This is a genomic window from Paenarthrobacter sp. TAF1 (assembly GCF_052113825.1).
Classification (GTDB): Bacteria; Actinomycetota; Actinomycetes; order Actinomycetales; family Micrococcaceae; genus Arthrobacter; species Arthrobacter nicotinovorans.
The window spans coordinates 1-21,140 of sequence record NZ_JBFRDO010000004.1 but is presented as its reverse complement, the minus strand read 5'-3'; the positions used below and the strand labels follow the sequence as shown (position 1 = coordinate 21,140).

The following is a 21,140-nucleotide window of genomic DNA, read 5'->3' as shown; positions in this document are numbered from 1 at the left end:
GAAGAAGCGCTGGCGCCACCAGGTGCACATAGACTTTGGACCATGACCGACACCAACATTGCTACAGACAACACGCCGGACATCAAACCCCGCAGCCGGGTCGTCACCGATGGCATTCATGCCGCTCCCGCCCGTGGCATGTTCCGCGCCGTCGGCATGGGCGATGACGACTTTGCCAAACCCCAGATTGGTGTCGCCAGCTCGTGGAACGAAATTACCCCCTGCAACCTCTCCCTTAACCGGCTCGCGCAGGGCGCCAAGGAAGGCGTCCATGCCGGCGGTGGCTTCCCGATGCAGTTCGGCACGATCTCCGTATCGGACGGCATTTCCATGGGCCATGAAGGCATGCACTTCTCGCTCGTCTCCCGCGAAGTCATTGCCGACTCCGTGGAGACCGTGATGCAGGCCGAGCGCATCGATGGTTCGGTCCTGCTGGCCGGTTGCGACAAGTCCCTCCCGGGGATGCTCATGGCGGCCGCCCGCCTGGACCTCGCTTCGGTGTTCCTCTACGCCGGTTCGATCATGCCGGGCTGGGTCAAGCTCGAAGACGGTTCGGAGAAGGAAGTCACCCTCATCGACGCTTTCGAAGCGGTGGGTGCCTGCGCCGCCGGGAAGATGAGCATGGAGGACCTCACCCGCATCGAAAAGGCCATCTGTCCCGGCGAGGGCGCCTGTGGCGGCATGTACACGGCCAACACCATGGCGTGCATCGGCGAAGCCCTTGGCATGTCCCTCCCGGGCTCGGCGGCACCGCCGTCGGCAGACCGCCGTCGTGATGACTTTGCGCGCAAGTCCGGCGAAGCGGTGGTCAACCTGCTGCGCCTGGGCATCACCGCGCGCGACATCATGACCAAGAAGGCCTTCGAAAATGCCATCGCCGTGACCATGGCGTTCGGCGGTTCCACCAACGCCGTGCTGCACTTGCTGGCGATCGCCCGTGAGGCAGAGGTCGAACTGACGCTGGATGACTTCAACCGCATCGGGGACAAGATTCCGCACCTCGGCGACTTGAAGCCCTTTGGGCGTTACGTCATGACCGACGTCGACAAGATCGGCGGCGTGCCGGTCATCATGAAGGCGCTGCTCGACGCCGGGCTGCTGCACGGCGACTGCCTCACCGTCACCGGCAAGACCCTCGCCGAGAACCTCGCCTCCATCAACCCGCCGGATCTGGATGGCAAGATCCTCCGCGCGCTGGACAACCCGATCCACAAGACCGGCGGCATCACCATCCTCCACGGATCCATGGCGCCCGAGGGCGCTGTGGTCAAGAGCGCCGGCTTCGATGCCGACGTCTTCGAGGGAACCGCCCGTGTGTTCGAGCGCGAGCAGGGCGCCCTGACGGCCTTGGATAATGGCGAGATCCACAAGGGCGACGTTGTGGTCATTCGCTACGAGGGCCCCAAGGGCGGCCCTGGCATGCGCGAAATGCTTGCCATTACCGGCGCCATCAAGGGCGCGGGGTTGGGCAAGGACGTGCTGCTGCTGACTGATGGCCGCTTCTCGGGCGGCACCACCGGCTTGTGCATCGGCCACGTTGCGCCGGAAGCCGTCGACGGCGGTCCGATCGCCTTTGTGCAGGACGGCGACCGCATCCGTGTCGACATCGCTGCCCGTTCGTTCGACCTCCTGGTTGATGATGCGGAGCTCGAAGCCCGCAAGGAGGGCTGGCAGCCGCTGCCCGCCAAGTTCACCAAGGGTGTGCTGGCAAAGTACGCAAAACTGGTCCACAGTGCTTCCACGGGAGCTTACTGCGGATAATTTCCTGTCTTGGACTCCGCTCCGGCAATGGGGCGGAGTCCGGCAGGCGGACATCGCTGTCCAAATAGTGAGATACGATAGTGGTCAATTGACACGTATCTCACTTTGAGGGAACACTGAACGCATGATCACATTCGTTACCGTCGGCGTCGTCGTCCTTACCAAGCGCGTGGCTTAGCCCGACTGGTAACGAACTGTCACGCGCAAACCCCTCGAAGAGCCGCAAGGCTGAGGGGTTTTTTTATTCCCAAGACCCACCCATTGAAGATCCACTAAGGAAGAGTCCGATGAGCAAAGGATCGCCGATCAGCCCCTCGCTGATGGCTGCAAAGTCCGCTGGAGCCCACAAAGCTCCGGAAAAGGTCGACCGATCGACGGAGTCCGTCGTCGTCGATTCTGCTGCACCTCTCTCTCCTGTACTTGGGCCGAACACCGTTGTACCCCCGACGGTGATGACCGGCTCGCAAGCAATTGTCCGTTCGCTCGAAGAACTCGGCGTGGACGATATTTTTGGTTTGCCCGGTGGCGCGATCCTGCCCACCTATGACCCCTTGATGGCCTCCAGCATGAATCACATCCTGGTCCGTCACGAACAGGGAGCCGGCCACGCCGCGCAAGGCTACGCCATGGTTACCGGACGGGTTGGCGTTTGCATCGCCACCTCGGGACCCGGTGCCACCAACCTCGTTACCGCCATCATGGATGCCCACATGGACTCCGTGCCGATGGTGGCCATCACCGGCCAGGTCGCCAGCGGAGTCATCGGCACCGATGCCTTCCAGGAAGCGGACATCGTGGGAATCACGATGCCCATCACCAAGCACTCATTCCTGGTGACCGACCCCAACGACATTCCGCACGTCATGGCCGAAGCCTTCCACCTGGCATCCACCGGCCGGCCCGGTCCGGTCCTGGTGGACATCGCCAAGGATGCCCAGGTCGGCCAGATGACGTTCTCGTGGCCACCGAAAGTGGATCTGCCCGGGTACCGTCCCGTGGTCCGCGGGCACAACAAGCAGGTCCGCGAAGCGGCCAAGCTGATCGCAGCATCCAGCAAGCCTGTTCTCTACGTAGGCGGCGGCGTGGTCAAGGGCCACGCATCTGCAGAACTGATGGAACTCGCTCTGGCTACCGGCGCTCCCGTGGTCACCACCCTCATGGCCCGCGGAGCGTTCCCGGACTCCCACCCGCAACACGTCGGCATGCCCGGCATGCACGGTTCGGTCTCCGCGGTCACCGCCCTCCAGCAGGCAGATCTGTTGATCACCCTGGGTGCCCGCTTCGATGACCGCGTGACAGGTGTCCTGAAGACCTTCGCACCCTTTGCAAAGGTCATTCACGCCGACATCGACCCCGCGGAAATCTCCAAGAACCGTACGGCCGATGTCCCGATCGTGGGTTCGGTCAAGGAAATCATTCCGGAACTCACGGAGGCTGTGAAGACCCAGTTCGAGCAGAGCGGTGCTCCGGACCTCGATGCATGGTGGGCCTTCCTGGGCAACCTGCGCGAGACCTACCCGCTCGGTTGGACGGAGCCCGAAGACGGACTGTCCGCCCCGCAGCGCGTCATCAAGCGCATTGGTGAACTCACGGGTCCGGAAGGCATATACGTTGCAGGCGTTGGCCAGCACCAGATGTGGGCCGCCCAGTTCATCAAGTACGAGCGCCCGCATGCCTGGCTGAACTCCGGTGGTGCCGGCACCATGGGCTACTCGGTTCCCGCGGCGATGGGTGCCAAGGTCGGTGAGCCGGACCGCGTGGTCTGGGCCATTGATGGAGACGGCTGCTTCCAGATGACCAACCAGGAACTGGCTACCTGCGCCATCAACAACATCCCCATCAAGGTGGCCATCATCAACAACTCCTCGCTGGGCATGGTCCGCCAATGGCAGACCCTGTTCTACGAGGGCCGCTACTCGAACACCGATTTGAACACCGGCCACGACACCGTCCGGATTCCGGACTTCGTCAAGCTGGCGGATGCCTATGGTTGTGCAGCTTTGCGTTGTGAGCGTGACGAGGACATCGACGCCACCATCCAGAAGGCGCTTGAGATCAATGACCGCCCGGTGGTCATCGACTTCGTTGTGAGCCCCAACTCGATGGTGTGGCCGATGGTGCCTTCGGGCGTCAGCAATGACCAGATCCAGGTTGCCCGCAACATGACCCCGGAATGGGAAGAGGAGGACTAGGCATGAGCCGTCACACATTGTCCGTTCTGGTCGAAGACAAGCCCGGCGTGCTGACCCGCGTGGCCAGCCTCTTCGCCCGGCGCGCGTTCAACATCAATTCACTTGCTGTGGGCCCCACCGAGGTTCCCGGGATGTCCCGCATGACGGTCGTCGTCGATGCCGACGGCGATCTCATCGAGCAAGTCACCAAGCAGCTCAACAAACTGGTCAACGTGATCAAGATTGTGGAGCTGACTTCCGAATCTTCCGTACAGCGTGACCACATCCTGGTCAAGGTACGTGCGGATGCCGCGACACGTCTGCAGGTTACCCAGGCTGCAGACCTGTTCCGTGCCGCTGTCGTCGACGTGTCCACAGACTCGTTGGTGATCGAGGCAACCGGTACCCCCGAGAAGCTCGCAGCACTTTTGTCAGTGCTCGAGCCGTTCGGCATCCGTGAAATCGTGCAGTCCGGCACCTTGGCCGTTGGACGGGGATCCCGCTCCATGAGTGACAGGGCGCTACGCTCCGCGTAAAACCAGGCGCGATGGGTCAGCGGATTTCGTTGGCCCGTCCCGCCGAGCGTTGCGTCCAGAACCGCAGCACCACATCAATATCTACGAAAAACCACTCAAGAGGAGTTACGCAAGTGACTGAAATGTTCTACGACGACGACGCAGACCTGTCGATCATCCAGGGCCGCAAGGTAGCCATCGTTGGCTACGGCTCCCAGGGCCACGCCCACGCACTGAACCTGCGCGATTCCGGCGTCGAGGTTGTCATTGCACTCAAGGACGGCTCGAAGTCGACCGCCAAGGCCGAAGACGCAGGTTTCACGGTCAAGAACGTAGCCGACGCCGCCGAATGGGCCGACGTCATCATGATCCTGGCGCCGGACCAGCACCAGCGCGCAATCTACAACGACTCCATCAAGGACAAGCTGACCGAGGGCAAGGCACTTGCGTTCGCCCACGGCTTCAACATCCGCTTCGGCTACATCGAAGCACCGGCCGGCGTTGACGTCATCCTGATCGCCCCGAAGGCACCGGGCCACACTGTGCGCCGCGAATTCGAAGCCGGCCGTGGCATCCCGGATATCATCGCCGTCGAGCAGGACGCTTCCGGTTCCGCTTGGGACCTGGCCAAGTCCYACGCCAAGGCAATCGGTGGCACCCGCGCAGGCGTCATCAAGACCACCTTCACCGAAGAGACCGAAACCGATCTCTTCGGCGAGCAGGCTGTTCTCTGCGGTGGCGTTTCCCAGCTCGTCCAGTACGGCTTCGAAACCCTCACCGAAGCCGGCTACCAGCCGCAGATCGCCTACTTCGAGGTTCTCCACGAGCTCAAGCTCATTGTTGACCTCATGTGGGAGGGCGGCATCGCCAAGCAGCGTTGGAGCGTTTCCGACACCGCCGAGTACGGTGACTACGTCTCCGGTCCCCGCGTCATCACCCCCGAGGTGAAGGAAAACATGAAGGCTGTCCTCGCGGACATCCAGAACGGTGCTTTCGCAAAGCGCTTCATCGACGACCAGGACAACGGCGCAACCGAGTTCAAGGAACTCCGCGCCAAGGCCGAGAAGCACCCGATCGAAGAAGTTGGCCGCGAGCTGCGTTCGCTGTTCTCCTGGCAGCAGCAGGACGCCGACTACGTCGAAGGTTCCGCAGCCCGCTGATTGCCCCTCGTGGCAGCAGCTCTGCACCAGCATTAAGCAGCGACGCCCGTCCGGCGAGTTTCAGCCGGGCGGGCGCCGCCGTTTCCAGCACCGTTTCTCCACCGAATTGCACTCCCGGTGGTGCTGTGAACTTCTTCACATCGCTTCCGGTCCGGCCGTAACATCCCTCGCCGGCACCGGAAACACGGCCCGGATTCGATATTCTGGGCTGGTCCCGGCGCCGTGCCCCGGGCCACGCATCCGCTCCTTGTCCAGTTCTGTCCCAAGTTGTCCAAAGTAAGGTGCCACCCCGTGTCAGCCAGCAAACCCGTAGTCCTCCTCGCTGAGGAACTTTCGCCCGCAACAGTCGAGGCATTGGGCCCGGATTTTGAAATCCGCCAGACCGACGGTGCCGACCGTTCCCAGCTGCTGTCTGCCATCGCCGACGTCGATGCCATCCTGGTCCGCTCTGCCACCCAGGTGGACGCCGAGGCGATTGCCGCGGCGAAGAACCTCAAGGTCATCGCCCGTGCAGGAGTAGGACTGGACAACGTGGACATCAAGTCCGCGACGCAGGCCGGCGTCATGGTGGTCAATGCGCCGACGTCCAACATCGTCTCGGCCGCGGAGCTCACCGTGGGTCACATCCTCAGCCTCGCCCGCCACATTCCGCAGGCCAGCGCGGCGCTGAAGAACGGCGAATGGAAGCGTTCCAAGTACACCGGCATCGAACTCTTCGAGAAGAAGATCGGCATCATCGGCCTGGGCCGCATCGGCGCCTTGGTGGCAGCACGGCTCCAGGGCTTCGAAACCGAAATCCTTGCCTATGACCCCTACATCACCTCCGCCCGGGCGGCGCAGTTGGGCGTCAAGCTGGTCACGCTGGATGAACTTCTGGAGAACGCTGACTTCATCACCATCCACATGCCCAAGACGCCGGAAACGGTAGGCATGCTCGGCGCCGACGCCTTCCGCAAGATGAAGGAATCCGCTTATGTCATCAACGTTGCCCGCGGCGGCCTGATTGACGAAGAAGCGCTTTACATCGCATTGAAGGAAGGCCAGATCGCAGGCGCCGGCGTGGACGTTTTCGTCAAGGAGCCCAGCACCGACCTGCCCTTCTTCGAACTCGACAACGTCGTAGTCACCCCGCACCTCGGCGCATCCACCGACGAAGCCCAGGAGAAGGCCGGCGTTTCAGTCGCCAAGTCTGTCCGCCTGGCCCTCGCCGGTGAGCTCGTGCCGGATGCCGTGAATGTTGCCGGTGGGGTTATTGCTTCCGATGTCCGTCCGGGCATCCCGCTGATCGAAAAGCTGGGCCGGATCTTCACTGCGCTCACCCACGCTTCGTTGACGCAGATCGACGTCGAAGTTGCCGGTGAGATCGCCGCCCTGGACGTCAAGGTTCTTGAGCTGGCAGCCCTGAAGGGTGTGTTCGCCGATGTTGTCACGGAGCAGGTTTCCTACGTCAACGCACCGGTCATCGCCGAGCAGCGCGGCATCAACACCCGGCTCATCACCACGCCGGAGGCTGAGGACTACCGCAACGTCCTGACCATCCGCGGTGCCCTCAGTGACGGCTCGCAGATCTCGGTGGCCGGCACCCTGACCGGTCCCAAGCAGGTCGAGAAGCTGGTAGGCGTCAACGGCTACGACGTCGAAATCCCCATCAGCGAGCACCTCGTGGTGGTGGCCTATGCCGACCGCCCCGGCGTCATCGGCACCATCGGCCACATCCTCGGCATGAACAACATCAACATCGGTGGCATGCAGGTTGCCCGCCAGACTGAAGGCGGCCAGGTTCTGGCCCTCCTGACCATCGACAGTTCAGTTCCGCAGCAGGTGCTCGAAGCCATCAAGGCCGGCATTGGCGCAGACATGGTACGCGAAGTGGACCTGGAGGACTAGGACTGATCCACATCAGCTGAAGTCCGCGTGCCGGCGACACACCTTTGGCACGCAGAAGTGGCCGGTCTGCTTACAATGGCTGGGTCCGGGATTCGGACCCGGCAGCAGGCCGGCCACAACTTTCAGCACACCCAGCCCGGTATTCCGCTGTGTTTTTTCAGGATTACCGGACAATGTGTGCGCGCCCGCAATCAAGGTCTCAGGGAGCCCAATGAACGCCGTCCAAAGGTTCATCAGAAGCCGTGTGCTGCTGCTGACCGCGGCCATTTTGATCGTCGCAATGTGCTTGTCCGTCCTCGTTCAGAGCCAGTCGCAGGCGGCTCTGAACCGGACAGTGGACGAGAACTCGCGGGGACTCTACGACATCCTGGTCCAGGCCAAGCCTGACCAGTCACAAAAGGACGACGGTGGTTCCCTGATCCAGCCGGAAATCGCCAACGGCCAGGGCGGAATCAGCTTTGACCAGTTGGAGAAAATCCGGGGCATGGGCCAGACTGCCGTGGCAGCCCCCATCAGCCTTGTCTCGCGGGTGTCCCAGAACCTTGAAGCTCCGCGCCTGAACGCGATGGACTACCTGGGGTACAACGCAGGACTCGCCGGAGCCGTGACGGCAGGGGACCCCTCTGCCATGGATGCCAGCAAGTGGCCCGCCGCGGAGTCGGTGTTTTCTGATTCTCCCAAGAAGTACCGTTTGACCGCGTCCGCCACGAGCTCTGACGGCGTCAAGGAGCAAACACTCTTCAAGACCAGCGCCGAGGGCACCTTGGGCAAGGGCCGCCTGGTGCAGGAGCAGGCAGCAGGCGGAAGCAACGTCCGGATCGCCGGCCCCGATGGCGAGACCGGCATCAAGTTCCCGGCACCCGCACTCGGCTCCGAGCACAACCTCTTCAATCTCTCGGTAGCGCTTCCCATGGCGCCCGAGGTGACCGAGTCCGTCGTCGCCGTCGATCCCGCCTCTGAAAGGGCACTGCTGGGTTCCGCAGGCGACTTCCTGGCACCGCTGGAGAAGGCACCGCCTGCAGACGCACGCGACGCCGGCGCCATCGGCCGCCACTTCGAAAGCCTTTTCACCACGGGCCTCACCATGGACCAGTTGGAAGAAGGCCCCGACTTCCTCGGCGTGAAGCTCAAGTACTGGGCGCCGCTCATGACGCAGTACCAGCAGGCAAAGCGTGACGGACTCCTGACCGCTGATTCGAAGGCCATTCCGTTGATCGTGCGGACGGGCACGTCCCTCGACCTGAAGTACTCGGTGAAGATCGAGGAACTGGACGCCAGCGGGAAAGTGGTCAAGGACGTAGGAACTGTCACCAAGTCCTTGGACAAGGACTACCTGCCCTTCGTTTCGAAGTCCCCGTTTGCCCTTGAATGGCCCGGTTCCACTGACCACAGCCAGTTGCTGGGCAGCACCGCTGCCTTCAGCCAGGGACTCTACAACCCCGCCACCTGGAGCACTGCTTTCGCTGCCGCCCCGCAGTACAAGGACGGCGACGAAGCTGCCAATGGTGCCTCCGACAAGAGCGCGACGCCGGGGGACTGGGTAACCGTCAACCGCCTGCCCGAGAAGTCCTCCTTCGGCGCTGCCGTGGACCAGACCCAGCGTAAGCCCGTGGACGAGCGCTCTTACCGGGAAGACCTTGAGACAGGCAAGAAGCCTGCGGCACCCCTGCCCATGGTCTACGGCACCTTTGACCCCGCCGCGGTCCAGGCTGCGGCCGGCGATGTCAACAAGCTCCCCTTGGGCGGATACGACCCCACGCCCATGAGCCTGACCAAGGACGCAGAAGGCAAAGACGTCGAGGGCAAGGAACTCAAGCCCTCACTCAGCGCGACGGGCCTCGTCAGCCAGTCCGCGGGCGCCATCACCGATTACTACGGTCTTGCGGCTGCCCGCGGTTACGACTCCAACGCCAACGTCATTGACGCAGTGCGGGTCCGTGCATCCGCCACCGGCAACTGGAAGACCGCCCAGCCCGAGGTCGAGAAGCTGGCAGCACAAATCCGTGAACTCGGTCTGGAAGCCACCGTCGTGGCCGGCTCCGCCCGCGAAGACGCCAACATCTTCGTGCCCGGATACAGCAAGGACGACGCCGGCAAGGAGTCTCCGCTGGGCACCGTCCAGCAGTCATGGGTCCGGCAGAATGCGGCTGACGCCGTCTCCGGCTCCCTGACCGGAACCAACATCACGCTGCTGTTCCTGACGTTGCTCGGTGCCACGCTCCTCACAGGAGCGTCCACTGTCAGCTATATCCGCCAGCGCAGAAGCGAGGCAGGCATCCTGCGCGCCATGGGCTGGACCCAGAAGCGCATCCGCTCCTGGGTGCTGGAAGAGTTCGCTGTAGGCGCTGCGGCACTGGCTGCTGCAGGCGTCATCCTCAGCCTCCTGAGCTGGAACATTGCCACCGTCATTGTGTCGGTGACCATGCTGGTCATCTACAGTGCCGCTGCCCTCCTGGCGGCTCAGCAGCTGCGTCACCGTGTGGTGATAGACCAGGAGCCCCAGCACGACGAGCGACTGGTCACCGTTGACTCACCCCTGACCTTCGCCAACAGGCAGCTGACCACAAACCGGTTCAACTCCATCTCCCTCGCTGTCGCCGTGGGCGTGTTTGGCGCCGCGGTGGGTGCACTGATCGCGCTGCTGATCGACATCCCCCGCGCGGCAGGTGCCAGCGCCCTCAGTGGCCTGGCCGCGGCCAGCATCGCTTTGCCGAGCGTGATCCTCGCTGTCTTCGGCGTCGTGGTCGGTCTCTTGCTGACCTTGGTCACCGGCAGGTTCGAGCTCCATGCCAAGCGGGAATACCTTGGTACCTTGCGGGCCATGGGCTGGAACCCGGACATGCTGGGCCAGGTCCGGTTCTTCGAAAACGCACTTGTCGGCACAGTGGCACTTCCCTTGGGTGTCCTCGGTGCCCTGGGGCTTGGTTTGCTCCTGGCCCCCTACGCAGCCCTGTGGGCCGGGCTCGCCGGTCTGCTGGCCGTAATTTGCTGGATTCCCATTGCAACGAAAGTAGTCAAATGACTGACAACCTCAACCCCGAGCTGACGGCCACCCCGGAATCCACGGAAGAGTCGCTGCAGACCAGGGCCAACACCATCGTGAGGGCCGCCGACCACGCAACCCCGCTGGAGCTGAGCAGGGTCACCATCCACTACGGCGGTGACAAGGGCGGTGCTGAGGAAGTCGACGTCGTCGACGACTTCAACCTGACCCTCCACGCCGGCGAGATGCACTGTGTCGCGGGACGAAGCGGCTCCGGTAAAACCAGTATCCTCACGGTCAGCGCCGGACTGACGCTGCCGACGTCGGGCAAGGTCTTCTGGGAGGGCCAGCCGCTGGACGCCATGGGCGACGACGAAATCGCGGACCGCCGCCGTGCACTGATCGGCTACGTGGACCAGGGCGGTGCCCTGATCGATGGCATGAGCGCCTTGGAGAACGTGTTGCTGCCCGCTGTCCCGGACGGCGAAGTCGAACAGCGCACTGAGATGGCGAAGGACCTCCTGGACCTCGTGGGCCTTGGGCGCCGAATGCGCCACCGCCCGGCCCAGCTCTCCGGCGGTGAGCGCCAGCGCGTGGCGATCGCCCGGGCCCTGATCCTTGGCACCCGCGTTCTGGTGGTCGACGAACCGACGGCAAGCCTTGACCGGGCCGCCGCCAACCGCATCATTGGCATCCTGAAGGACRCCACCAGCGACGGCATCGCGGTGCTGGTTGCATCGCACGACCACGAGCTGGTTCGTCTCAGCGATACGCTGACCGAACTTAACTAAGCTATTTCATCCGAAAAAAAGGTAACTTCTTAGAGTGACGTCTCCAGAGAAATCCCCGTTCTACATCACCACCGCAATCAGCTACCCCAATGGCGTGCCGCACATCGGCCACGCCTATGAGGTCATTGCGACTGATGCCATGGCGCGCTTCAAGCGCCTTGACGGCCATGAAGTTTTCTTCATGACCGGAACGGACGAGCACGGCCTTAAGATGCAGCAGTCCGCGGAGAAGGAAGGCCTCACGGCCAAGCAGCTCGCGGACCGCAACTCTGCCGCCTTCAAGCAGATGAGCCTGGACCTGGGCATCTCGTACGACCGTTTCATCCGCACCACGGACGCGGACCACTACACGGCCTCGCAGGCCATCTGGAAGAAGATGGAAGCCAACGGCGACATCTACCTTTCCAAGTACGAAGGCTGGTACTCGGTCCGCGACGAAGCGTATTACGTTGAGGACGACACCGTGGTGAAGGAGGACGGTCTCCGCTATTCCAAGGAAACCGACACCCTGGTTACCTGGACTGCTGAGGAAAGCTACTTCTTCCGGCTTTCCAACTACCAGGAAAAGCTCCTGGAGCTGTACGAAGCCCGCCCTGAATTCGGTGCTCCACAGTCACGTTTCAACGAGGTGATCAGCTTCGTAAAGCGTGGCCTCGAGGACCTGTCCATCAGCCGCACAACCTTTGACTGGGGCGTTCCGGTCCCGGGTGACGAAAAGCACGTCATGTACGTGTGGGTCGACGCCCTGACCAACTACCTGACCGGCGTGGGTTACCCCGACGTGGAGTCCGAGTCCTTCAGGAAGTTCTGGCCGGCCGATGTACACGTGATCGGCAAGGACATTTCGCGCTTCCACGCTATCTACTGGCCTGCGTTTCTGATGAGCGCCGGACTGGAACTGCCCGAGCGCGTCATGATCCACGGCTTCCTCACCAACAACGGTGTGAAGATGTCCAAGTCCCTCGGCAATGTTGTTGCTCCCCAGGACTTCGTGGCGCAGTACGGCCTGGACCAGTGCCGGTACTTCTTCCTCCGTGAGGTTCCGTTCGGCGCTGACGGCAACTACAACCACGAGGCCATCGTCGGCCGCATGAACGCGGACCTCGCCAACAACTTCGGCAACCTTGCCCAGCGTTCCTTGTCCATGGTGGCGAAGAACTGCGACGGCAAGGTTCCGCAGCCCGGTGCGTTCACGTCCGAGGACGAAGCGCTCCTGGAGCAGGCCGGTGCGTTGCTGGAGACTGCCCGGAGTGCCTTCGAAAAGCAGGAGTTCAGCCGGGCGCTCGAAGCCATCTGGACTGTTTTGGGCGATACAAACGCCTACTTCGCCGAACAGGCTCCGTGGGTACTGCGCAAGACGGACATCGAGCGCATGAACACGGTCCTGTACGTCACGTTGGAGGTCGTCCGGATCGTGGCGATCCTCGCCCAACCGGTCATGCCGACGTCGTCCGCGAAGCTCCTTGACGTCCTCGGCCAGCCCGAAGGCGAGGCACGCCTCTTTGCCGCCATCGCGACGCCGTTGGCGGCGGGCACCGAGCTGCCTGCGCCTGCGCCGGTGTTCCCGCGTTACGAGGAGCCGGCCGAGGCATAAACCCTCGATCAGCTACCAGCCTTAAATAAGAAACGCTCCCGCACTTTCTCCCGGTACAACCGGGGAAAGTGCGGGAGCGTTTCCCGTTCACGTGCAATGAGCCGGAGCGACTACGCCGTGGCCAGTCCTTCGACCGGCGACAGCCGGGCCGCCCGGCGGGCAGGTATCACTGACGCCAGGAGACCGGCCACCACCGCGACAGCGAAGACCGCCGCCAACTGAAGCCATGGCACCGTCGGTATCACGGTGGCCACGCCACCCAGGGTGGCCTGCGCGCCAAGCCAGCCGTACACGATCCCCATACCCGCACCCATGATGGCGGCGACGCCGGCGACGAGCACTGCCTCGATCGCCAACATCCCGCGCAGCTGGCCCGTCGTCAGGCCCAGGGCACGCAGCAGCGAGTTCTCCCGGGTCCGTTCCAGGACTGAGAGGGACAAGGTGTTGGCGACACCGATCAAGGCGATCACCACCGCAACCCCGAGGAGCCCCGTCACCACCAGGAGAAGGACATCGATGATGCTGTTGAAGGTGACCCGCTCGATCGCTGCACCACTGACGGTCCGTTCATGGACACCCAGTGCCGTAGCTATCTCCTTCTGCAGGGCCTGGACCCGGTCCCCGGATACGGAATCGTCCAGTTTCACCCAGACCATGCCCGGTGCCCCGGCCAGGGGACCGGAGACGACGCTGGAGGACTCCACGAACGCCGGGACGTGGCGGGTACGCAGGACCTTGGCGTCGAGGGTGACCTGGCCGCCCGCCGTCGACAACGTAGCTGGTCCTCCCGGCGAGTCTTCCGGCAGGTAGACAGTGCCGGGGCTTGGCTTCAGATGGTTGTCCCGCAGGACAGAAGCGGCATCGGCTGCGGACAGGCCGTAAACGGTGGTTCCGCCGGAGGCGTCGTCCTGGATGGCGCCTACCGGCTGAAGCAGGACCGCAGAGCTGACGCCATCGAGCCCCTTGATCCGGGAGACAGCCTGTGCGGGGTCGCCGGAACCGCTGCCTTCAGTTGCCGTCTGCGCGGAAAGATCCACCGGATAGTTCTCCGCCAAGGTGTCGTTGAACGCCTGGCGGGACGTTGCTGCGCCGGTCATCATGAGGGAGACCAGCGTGACGCCGATCAACAGCGCCGCCGCCGTTGCCGAGGTACGTGCCGGGTTGCGGGTGGCATTCACCGCCGCGAGCTTGCCTGGAACACCGGCCGGTGCCGCCAGACGGCCGGCAAGGGCAACCACCGTGGGTATGAACAGCGTGGAGCACAGCAGGATGCCCACAAAGGACGCGGCGCCACCCAGCAAGGCCACGCCAAGCACCACATTGATGCTGCCGTACACCAGCAGCGCCGCGCCACCAAGCAAAGCTGCCAGGCCCACGAAAAGCCTGACCTTGCCGCGACGGTTCCGGACGGAGGCGTCATCGGCCGGCCGCAGCGCTGCAAGAGGGGCGACGGCGGTGGCCGCCTTCGCCGGGACCAGCGCCGCCACCACGGTCAGCAGCGTTCCGGCCACCAAACCGGCAATGATGGCCGACGGCGGCACGGCCAACGTGGCGAATGCCTGCTCAGGCTGGGACCTGGCCCAGGCAATCAGGGCGGTCATCAGGCCAGTCGCAGCGAGGACGCCCAGCACCGAGGAGATGAAGCCGACCACAAGGGCTTCAAGCATCACCGAGCCACGGATCTGTCCCCGTCCGGCGCCGAGGCAACGCAGGAGGGCGAGCTCCCTGGTCCGCTGGGCCACCAGCACGGAGAACGTATTCGCCACCACCAACGTAGAGACCAGGATGGCAATGCCGGCGAAGGCAAGGAGGACGATCGTCAGCTGGTCCTGACCAGCGCTCAGCATCGCCACCGTCGAGGTCACCTTCTCCTGCGCGGTCTCAAGCACCGGCTCCACCGCTCCTGCGGCTTCCATCCGGTGGGCGATGTACTCCTTGGCCGACGAAACATCCTCACCTGGTTTGAGGGCGAACTGCAGCCCGGAGAAACCAGCGCCCGCGTCCTGCACCGCATTAAGGACGGACTCGGAGGCAACAAGCTGCGTCGCTGAAGAGGAGAAGGGGTCGTTGGTGGCCTGGAGCAGGCCTGAAATGGTGACCTTCGCGTTCTTGACCGGGCCACCGCCCTGCAACACCAGCGTGCTGCCAACCGCCAGGCCAAGGTGCCCGGCGGTCTTGACGTCGATCGCTGCCTCCAAGGCGTTGGCGGGCATGGAACCGGAACTGATCACAGCACCTTCCAGGGACGCTGGTGCCAGGTTCCGCAGGCGCCCGTACTGCTCGCCGCCGCCGGCCTGGAACGTCACGTAGGTGGACCGCTCGGCGTAACTGGCCTCCACGGCCGGGGCGGACGCCGCAGCATCCACGGCAGCCCGGGTGAAGGGCTCGCCGTTCTTGGACGTGGCAACGAGATCTGCGTTGCGGTAAGCCTCCCCGATGCTTGCGCCCAGGGAGGCATTGGTACTGGCGCCGACCATGAGTGTTGAGGACAGGAACATCACGGACAACATGACGGCAAGTCCGATGGCAATGAACCGCCGGAAATGCGTCGTCAACTGCGAAAGGGCAACACGCAACATACCTCAGGCCCCCAGCTTGCCGAGGGCCGTCAGGACGGAGTCCGCCGTGGGCTGGTGGATCTCGCCCACCAGGCCGCCGTCGCTCATCAACACCACCCGGTCCGCGTAGCTGGCCGCCACAGGATCATGGGTGACCATGATGATGGTCTGGCCCATCTCCTGGCTGCTCCGGCGCAGCAGGGCAAGGACCTCGCCGCCCGCCTTGGAGTCCAGGTTGCCGGTAGGCTCGTCACCAAACACGACGTCGGGCCGCGTCAGCAGTGCCCGGGCTACTGCCACACGCTGCTGCTGGCCGCCGGACAGCTCATGGGGACGGTGCTTCAACCTGTCCTTCAACCCAAGGGTGCCAACAACCGTTTCCAGCCACCCGGCGTCGGCCGTTGTACCTGCCAAGGCGAGCGGAAGCGTGATGTTCTGCTCGGCCGTCAAGGTGGGCACCAGATTGAAGGCCTGGAAAACGAAACCGATCCGCTCGCGGCGAAGCGCCGTGAGCTGCCGGTCATTGAGTCCGGTGAGCTCCGTTCCGCCCAGGACGATCCTGCCGGAATCGGCTGTATCGAGCCCCGCCAGGCAGTGCATAAGCGTGGATTTGCCGGAGCCCGACGGGCCCATGATGGCCGTGAACTTCCCGGCGTCGAAGCTCACCGAGACTTCGTTCAAGGCCGTCACGCTGGTATCGGCGCGGCCGTAGCTCTTGGTCAGCTTGAAAGCCTCGACGGCGGGACGCGCCTGGGCGGCGTCCGATCCTTCGGGGCGACCGGTTCCGTGGGGATGGGGGAGAGGCGTGAAAGTCGTCATGGTTCCACGCTATGGTCCGGCCCCTGCCTGCGGGATCGGGCTGTGGGCCCATTACCGCCGGGCCGTGCTCATACCGTGGTCTGAGCCTAGGTCCCCGGAGACACAACCCCGGTCTCGTAGGCGATGACCACTACCTGCACCCGGTCCCGGGCTCCCAGCTTGGCCAGGATGTGCCCCACATGGGTCTTCACCGTAGCTTCCGAAAGGAACAGCCCAGCTGCGATCTCGGGATTGGACTGTCCCTGCGCAATGAGCTGGAACACCTCGCGCTCGCGGTTCGTGAGGGACTCGACGGCGGCCGCGTGCTCGCTCTGCTCGGGCGTCTGGGTCCTGAGCAGGGGTGCCACGTGGTCCAGCAAGCGGCGGGTGGTGGAGGGCGCGATGACCGCGTCCCCCCGGTAAACGGTGCGGATGGCTTCGAGGAGTTCTTCCGGCGGTGCATCCTTCAGGAGGAACCCGCTGGCGCCGGCCTGGATGGCGGCCAGCGCATATTCATCGAGGTCGAAGGTTGTGAGGACGACGATCTTGACCTCTGCGCGTTGCGAACCCCGGGGTTGCGATGCTGCCTGCTCCAGGATGCGGCGGGTGGCTTCAATGCCGTCCATCCCGGGCATGCGGACATCCATAAGGACCACGTCCGCGGCGGTGGCGCTGAGCGCTTGGAGGGCTTCGATGCCGTTGCCTGCTTCGGCGACCACGTCGAGGTCCGGCTGCGAATTGATGAGCATGCCAAGGCCCGAACGGACCAGTTGCTGGTCATCGACGAGTGCGACCCGGATGGGTGCGGGGACTTCAGGCATTGCTCAGGCCTCCGAGTAGGGAATGAATGCGGACACACGAAAACCGCCGCCTTGTACGGGGCCGGCCGTCAATGAACCATCGTAGAGCGAGACCCGCTCTCCCATTCCGCGCAGCCCGTTTCCGCCGCCTGCCGCCGGCGGATCGGCAGCGGCGCCCCGGCCGTCGTCGACGATGTCCAGTTGGAGGCCGCGGCCTTGCCAGGTCAGCGTCACATTCGCGGTGGCCTTGGGGCCGGCGTGCTTCATGACGTTCGTGAGGGATTCCTGGATGATGCGGTAGGCAGTGAGTTCGGCTCCGGCAGGAAGGGACCTCCGCGGGGTGCCCACCTGCTCGAAGCCCACCTGGAGGGACGCCGCCCGGAAGCCCAGGAGCAGTTCGTCCAGGTCCGAGAGCCGGGGTTGCGGGCGTGTGGGGGAATCCTCGTCCGAGCGCAGGATGCCCAGGAGCCTCCGCATTTCGCCCAGCGAGTCCCGTCCCGTGGCGGCGATGGTGGCCAGTGCCTCGGTGGCAAGTTCCGGTTTGGCTGCGGCAGCGTACCGTGCCCCGTCCGCCTGCGTGATGATCACGGACAGCGAGTGCGCCACGATGTCGTGCATCTCCCGGGCAATGTGGGAGCGTTCGTCGGCGGCGGCCAGTTTCCGCTCCTGCAACTGCTCTACTTCCATTCGGCGGGTGCGGTCCTCGAGGGCTTGCAGCTGGAGCCTGCGGACTCGGGTGAGGTCACCGAGGGTCCAGCTTACGAGGACAAGCATCCAGATCAGCACGGTGTACAGGGCACCGATGGTGAGGCCCATGATGCCCGACTCCACACCCGTGGAGTATTCCCGCGATGTGAGCATCACGCCGCCGACCAGGCCGGCCACCAGCACGGTGCGGCTCGCCCAGGCCGGACCGTACGCTGCGGTCGCGTAGATGACCAGCGGGACAGCTATCTGGCCGGCCACCGGCTCGGCACCCACCGCCCACTGGATGAGGCACACCAGAATGACGACGCCGGCCGCAACCGCGGGGCGGGTGCGTCGCCAGGCGAGGGGCAACAGCAGGCTGCAGGAGAGCAGGAACAGCCAGGGGCGGTCAGCAAGGAGGTACACGGGGCCGAAGAGCAGGATCAGGATGCACGTTGCTGTCAGATCAACTGCAAAACGGTTGATGCGGAACCATTCGTATACTGCGTGCCTTCTATCCACGGTAAGACTCTATGTGCTGGGCCGGGGCTGGGCATCATGCCAGGGTCTGAGCCCGTTCACTGCCGAATGTTCGAGGAGTGAGACGATTTTGACCAGCATGTGGATTGCTTGGCTAGATAGACGTATGAGTGCATCGTCCATCAACCTCGCTGTCATCCCCGGCGACGGCATTGGCCCTGAGGTCATCGCCGAAGCCGTCAAGGTTCTCGAAAAAGCCGTAGCCGCCGAAGGCGTGGCTCTTGAGCAGACCCACTACAAGCTCGGTGCCCAGCACTGGCTTGAGACGGGCGAGACCCTGCCTGACGAGGTTCTTGAAGATCTCCGCACGCGCGATGCCATCCTCTTCGGTGCCGTGGGCGCAGCGCCCGGGGATACCCGAATTCCCTCCGGAATCATCGAACGCGAAATGCTCCTGAAGTTGCGCTTCAGCCTTGACCACTTTGTGAACCTGCGTCCGTCGCGGCTCTATGGAACGGTCGGCAGCCCCTTGGCGAACCCCGGGACGATTGATTTCATTGTCGTCCGTGAAGGAACCGAAGGGCCCTACGTGGGCAACGGCGGGACTTTGCGCGGGGGCACCCCCCACGAAGTCGCCACAGAGGTTTCCCTCAACACCGCCCATGGTGTGGAGCGCGTAGTCCGCGATGCCTTCCGCCGGGCCAGCGAGCGTCCGCGCAAGCACGTTACGCTCGTCCACAAGCACAACGTCCTGGTCTTCGCCGGACACCTGTGGAAGCGGACCGTCGAGGCCGTGGCACAGGAATTCCCCGACGTCACCCACGATTACCTGCACATCGACGCGGCCACCATTTTCATGGTGACTGAACCTTCGCGCTTCGATGTGATCGTCACCGACAACCTCTTCGGCGACATCCTCACCGACCTCGCTGCTGCCGTCACCGGCGGTATCGGCCTGGCGGCATCGGGGAACATCAACATGGACCGCACGGCGCCGTCCATGTTCGAACCCGTACATGGCTCAGCTCCGGACATCGCCGGCCAGCAGAAAGCCGATCCAACCGCGGCCATCCTCTCCGCAGTGCTCCTTCTGGACCACCTTGGCTACACCACGGCGGCCCGCAAGATCGAAGCGGCAGTTATTGCCGACGTCGAGAACCGCGATGGAAAGCCGCGCAGCACAGCTGCCATTGGCGACGCCATTGCGGCCGCACTTTAGGCCCATTACTCAGGCGTAAGCTTGTCTTGAATTATTTATCTGCTTCCCTGGTCCATCGCTGAACCACACCCTTTGGGGGCCCGGTTCGCCATGCCAGGTAGCTGACTGTGGAGGAAACATGACTCAGACTGCCCATGGCGTCGAATTCAGCCAGCAGCTCTCGGAAAACCCGAAGTCTGCTGAGGAGCGTGCAGCCATCCTGGCGAACCCGGGATTTGGCGACTACTTCACCGACCACACCGCCGTCGTCGACTACAAAGTTGACGCCGATGGCAATGGCGGTTGGCAGAATGCCCGGATCGAGCCCTACGGCCCCATCTCCCTGGACCCCTCGGCTGCTGTCCTGCACTACGGCCAGGAAATCTTTGAGGGCCTGAAGGCTTACCGCCACGCCGATGGTTCCGTATGGACCTTCCGGCCCGAAGCCAACGCGGCACGACTGAACAAGTCCGCCCGCCGCCTGGCTCTTCCCGAGCTGCCTGAAGAGTACTTCCTGGGTGCCATCCGCGAACTCGTGCAGGCGGACCAGCAGTGGGTTCCGTCCGGAGACGGCGAAGCACTCTACCTGCGTCCGTTCATGATCGCCACCGAGGCCTTCCTCGGCGTCAGGGCTGCACGCGAGGTGTCCTTCCGCGTCATCGCATCTCCCGCCGGCAACTACTTCGGCGGCGAGCTCAAGCCGGTCTCCATCTGGATCTCCCGCGAGTACGCCCGCGCCGGCCGCGGTGGAACCGGTGCCGCCAAGTGCGGTGGCAACTACGCCGCGTCCCTGATCGCACAGCAGGAAGCCGAAGCGAACGGCTGCAAGCAGGTCCTGTTCCTGGACCACTTCAATGACGACGCCGTGGAAGAACTCGGCGGCATGAACGTCTTCTTCGTCATGAAGGACGGTTCCCTGGTTACTCCCGCTCTGAGCGGCACCATCCTCGAGGGCGTCACGCGCATGTCCGTCATCCAGGTCGCCCGGGACATGGGCCGCGAGGTCACCGAGCGGAAGATCACCCTGGACGAGTGGCGCGATGGAGTAGCATCCGGCGAGATCACCGAAGTTTTTGCCTGCGGTACAGCCGCGGTGATCACTCCGATCGGTGTCCTCAAGGATGCGACTGAGTCCATCGGCGCCGAGGACGCAAAGGCCGGGGAAACCACCATGGCCATTCGCGGGAAGCTCCTCGGAATCCAGACCGGAACTGTAGAGGACACGCACGGCTGGCTGACCCGGCTGGTCTGATCCTCAGGATTTCCCGGGACAACTGAAACGCACGACGGCGGTCCTGCCCTTGGTTTACAAGCGGCAGGGCCGCCGTTCTGCTTCCCGGACGCCTGCTCACATCCCGCGTGCTTCCTCCCGACGCTTCCTCACGTTCCGGGTGTTTGAGCTGGTCGCTTCCTCACGTTCCGCATGCTTCCCATCGACGCTTGCTCACATCCCACGTGTTTGAGCTGGTCGCTTCTTCACATCCCGCGTGTTTCCTTCCGACGCTTCCTCACGTTCCGCATGCTTCCCATCGACGCTTGCTCACATCCATCCCGGCTGCTTCCTTCCGACGCTTCCTCACGTTCCGCGTGCTTCCTCCCGACGCTTCCTCACATCCCACGTGTTTCCTCCCGACGCTTGCTCACGTTCCGCGTGTTTGAGCTGGTCGCTTCTTCACGTTCCGSGTGTTTGAGCTGGTCGCTTCTTCACGTTCCGSGTGTTTGAGCTGGTCGCTTCTTCACGTTCCGSGTGTTTGAGC

14 protein-coding genes are annotated in these 21,140 nt (G+C 63.7%); 10 read left to right on the top strand and 4 right to left on the bottom strand.

Translation table 11 applies throughout. From position 1 onward, the window contains the following. The first annotated feature begins 42 nt into the window (after nt 1-42). The 8 genes from ilvD to metG all read left to right on the top strand — a co-directional run bounded on the left by ilvD (nt 43) and on the right by metG (nt 12,862). Nucleotides 43-1,761, top strand: coding sequence for a dihydroxy-acid dehydratase (gene ilvD, locus AB4Y81_RS06320; protein ID WP_018776261.1), 1,719 nt, complete (start codon nt 43-45; stop codon nt 1,759-1,761). 287 nt (nt 1,762-2,048) lie between these two features. Beyond that, complete coding sequence (locus tag AB4Y81_RS06315) at nt 2,049-3,953, top strand: acetolactate synthase large subunit (protein WP_064721771.1); 1,905 nt, start codon at nt 2,049-2,051, stop codon at nt 3,951-3,953. 2 nt (nt 3,954-3,955) lie between these two features. Continuing rightward, nucleotides 3,956-4,468 carry an acetolactate synthase small subunit gene (gene ilvN / locus AB4Y81_RS06310; protein ID WP_011775174.1) on the top strand — a complete coding sequence of 171 codons (513 nt, stop codon included), beginning with the start codon at nt 3,956-3,958 and terminating at the stop codon, nt 4,466-4,468. A 113-nt stretch (nt 4,469-4,581) separates the two neighbouring features. Continuing rightward, a complete protein-coding gene (gene ilvC / locus AB4Y81_RS06305; protein WP_441995542.1) occupies nt 4,582-5,607 on the top strand; it encodes a ketol-acid reductoisomerase in 1,026 nt (341 codons plus the stop codon). Nucleotides 5,608-5,898: 291 nt separating this feature from the next. Further along, entirely contained in the window at nt 5,899-7,494 is a 1,596-nt protein-coding gene (gene serA / locus AB4Y81_RS06300) for a phosphoglycerate dehydrogenase (protein ID WP_018776258.1), read from the top strand. A gap of 211 nt (nt 7,495-7,705) precedes the next feature. Next, nucleotides 7,706-10,516: an FtsX-like permease family protein gene (locus tag AB4Y81_RS06295; protein WP_018776257.1), complete on the top strand. Its 2,811-nt coding sequence runs from the start codon at nt 7,706-7,708 to the stop codon at nt 10,514-10,516. Further along, entirely contained in the window at nt 10,513-11,268 is a 756-nt protein-coding gene (locus tag AB4Y81_RS06290) for an ABC transporter ATP-binding protein (RefSeq protein ID WP_441995541.1), read from the top strand. The genes AB4Y81_RS06295 and AB4Y81_RS06290 overlap by 4 nt, the downstream gene beginning before the upstream one ends. Nucleotides 11,269-11,302: 34 nt before the next feature. Beyond that, entirely contained in the window at nt 11,303-12,862 is a 1,560-nt protein-coding gene (gene metG, locus AB4Y81_RS06285) for a methionine--tRNA ligase (RefSeq protein WP_055972232.1), read from the top strand. 110 nt (nt 12,863-12,972) lie between these two features. Here the strand turns inward: metG and AB4Y81_RS06280 are convergent, their stop codons facing one another. From AB4Y81_RS06280 to AB4Y81_RS06265, 4 genes are all read right to left on the bottom strand, one after another. Beyond that, nucleotides 12,973-15,441, bottom strand: coding sequence for an ABC transporter permease (locus AB4Y81_RS06280; protein WP_441995540.1), 2,469 nt, complete (start codon nt 15,439-15,441; stop codon nt 12,973-12,975). 3 nt (nt 15,442-15,444) lie between these two features. Continuing rightward, on the bottom strand, nt 15,445-16,239 hold the full coding sequence (locus tag AB4Y81_RS06275; protein WP_039241956.1) for an ABC transporter ATP-binding protein: 795 nt from the start codon (nt 16,237-16,239) through the stop codon (nt 15,445-15,447). A gap of 86 nt (nt 16,240-16,325) precedes the next feature. Beyond that, entirely contained in the window at nt 16,326-17,039 is a 714-nt protein-coding gene (locus tag AB4Y81_RS06270) for a response regulator (protein WP_441995539.1), read from the bottom strand. Nucleotides 17,040-17,042: 3 nt separating this feature from the next. Beyond that, nucleotides 17,043-18,227, bottom strand: a complete 1,185-nt coding sequence (locus AB4Y81_RS06265; protein WP_018776251.1) for a sensor histidine kinase — start codon at nt 18,225-18,227, stop codon at nt 17,043-17,045. A gap of 124 nt (nt 18,228-18,351) precedes the next feature. Between AB4Y81_RS06265 and AB4Y81_RS06260 the strand changes: the two genes are divergently transcribed. Continuing rightward, on the top strand, nt 18,352-19,404 hold the full coding sequence (locus AB4Y81_RS06260; RefSeq protein WP_018776250.1) for a 3-isopropylmalate dehydrogenase: 1,053 nt from the start codon (nt 18,352-18,354) through the stop codon (nt 19,402-19,404). Nucleotides 19,405-19,522: 118 nt separating this feature from the next. After that, nucleotides 19,523-20,635 carry a branched-chain amino acid aminotransferase gene (locus AB4Y81_RS06255; RefSeq protein ID WP_018776249.1) on the top strand — a complete coding sequence of 371 codons (1,113 nt, stop codon included), beginning with the start codon at nt 19,523-19,525 and terminating at the stop codon, nt 20,633-20,635. Nucleotides 20,636-21,140 lie beyond the last annotated feature (505 nt).

What these genes read in the sequence shown, in the direction of transcription:
- ilvD (WP_018776261.1), top strand. Translation starts at nt 43, where the DNA reads ATGACCGACACCAACATTGCTACAGACAACACGCCGGACATCAAACCC.
- AB4Y81_RS06315 (WP_064721771.1), top strand. Translation starts at nt 2,049, where the DNA reads ATGAGCAAAGGATCGCCGATCAGCCCCTCGCTGATGGCTGCAAAGTCC.
- ilvN (WP_011775174.1), top strand. Translation starts at nt 3,956, where the DNA reads ATGAGCCGTCACACATTGTCCGTTCTGGTCGAAGACAAGCCCGGCGTG.
- AB4Y81_RS06295 (WP_018776257.1), top strand. Translation starts at nt 7,706, where the DNA reads ATGAACGCCGTCCAAAGGTTCATCAGAAGCCGTGTGCTGCTGCTGACC.
- AB4Y81_RS06280 (WP_441995540.1), bottom strand. Translation starts at nt 15,441, where the DNA reads ATGTTGCGTGTTGCCCTTTCGCAGTTGACGACGCATTTCCGGCGGTTC.
- AB4Y81_RS06275 (WP_039241956.1), bottom strand. Translation starts at nt 16,239, where the DNA reads ATGACGACTTTCACGCCTCTCCCCCATCCCCACGGAACCGGTCGCCCC.
- AB4Y81_RS06270 (WP_441995539.1), bottom strand. Translation starts at nt 17,039, where the DNA reads ATGCCTGAAGTCCCCGCACCCATCCGGGTCGCACTCGTCGATGACCAG.
- AB4Y81_RS06260 (WP_018776250.1), top strand. Translation starts at nt 18,352, where the DNA reads ATGAGTGCATCGTCCATCAACCTCGCTGTCATCCCCGGCGACGGCATT.
- AB4Y81_RS06255 (WP_018776249.1), top strand. Translation starts at nt 19,523, where the DNA reads ATGACTCAGACTGCCCATGGCGTCGAATTCAGCCAGCAGCTCTCGGAA.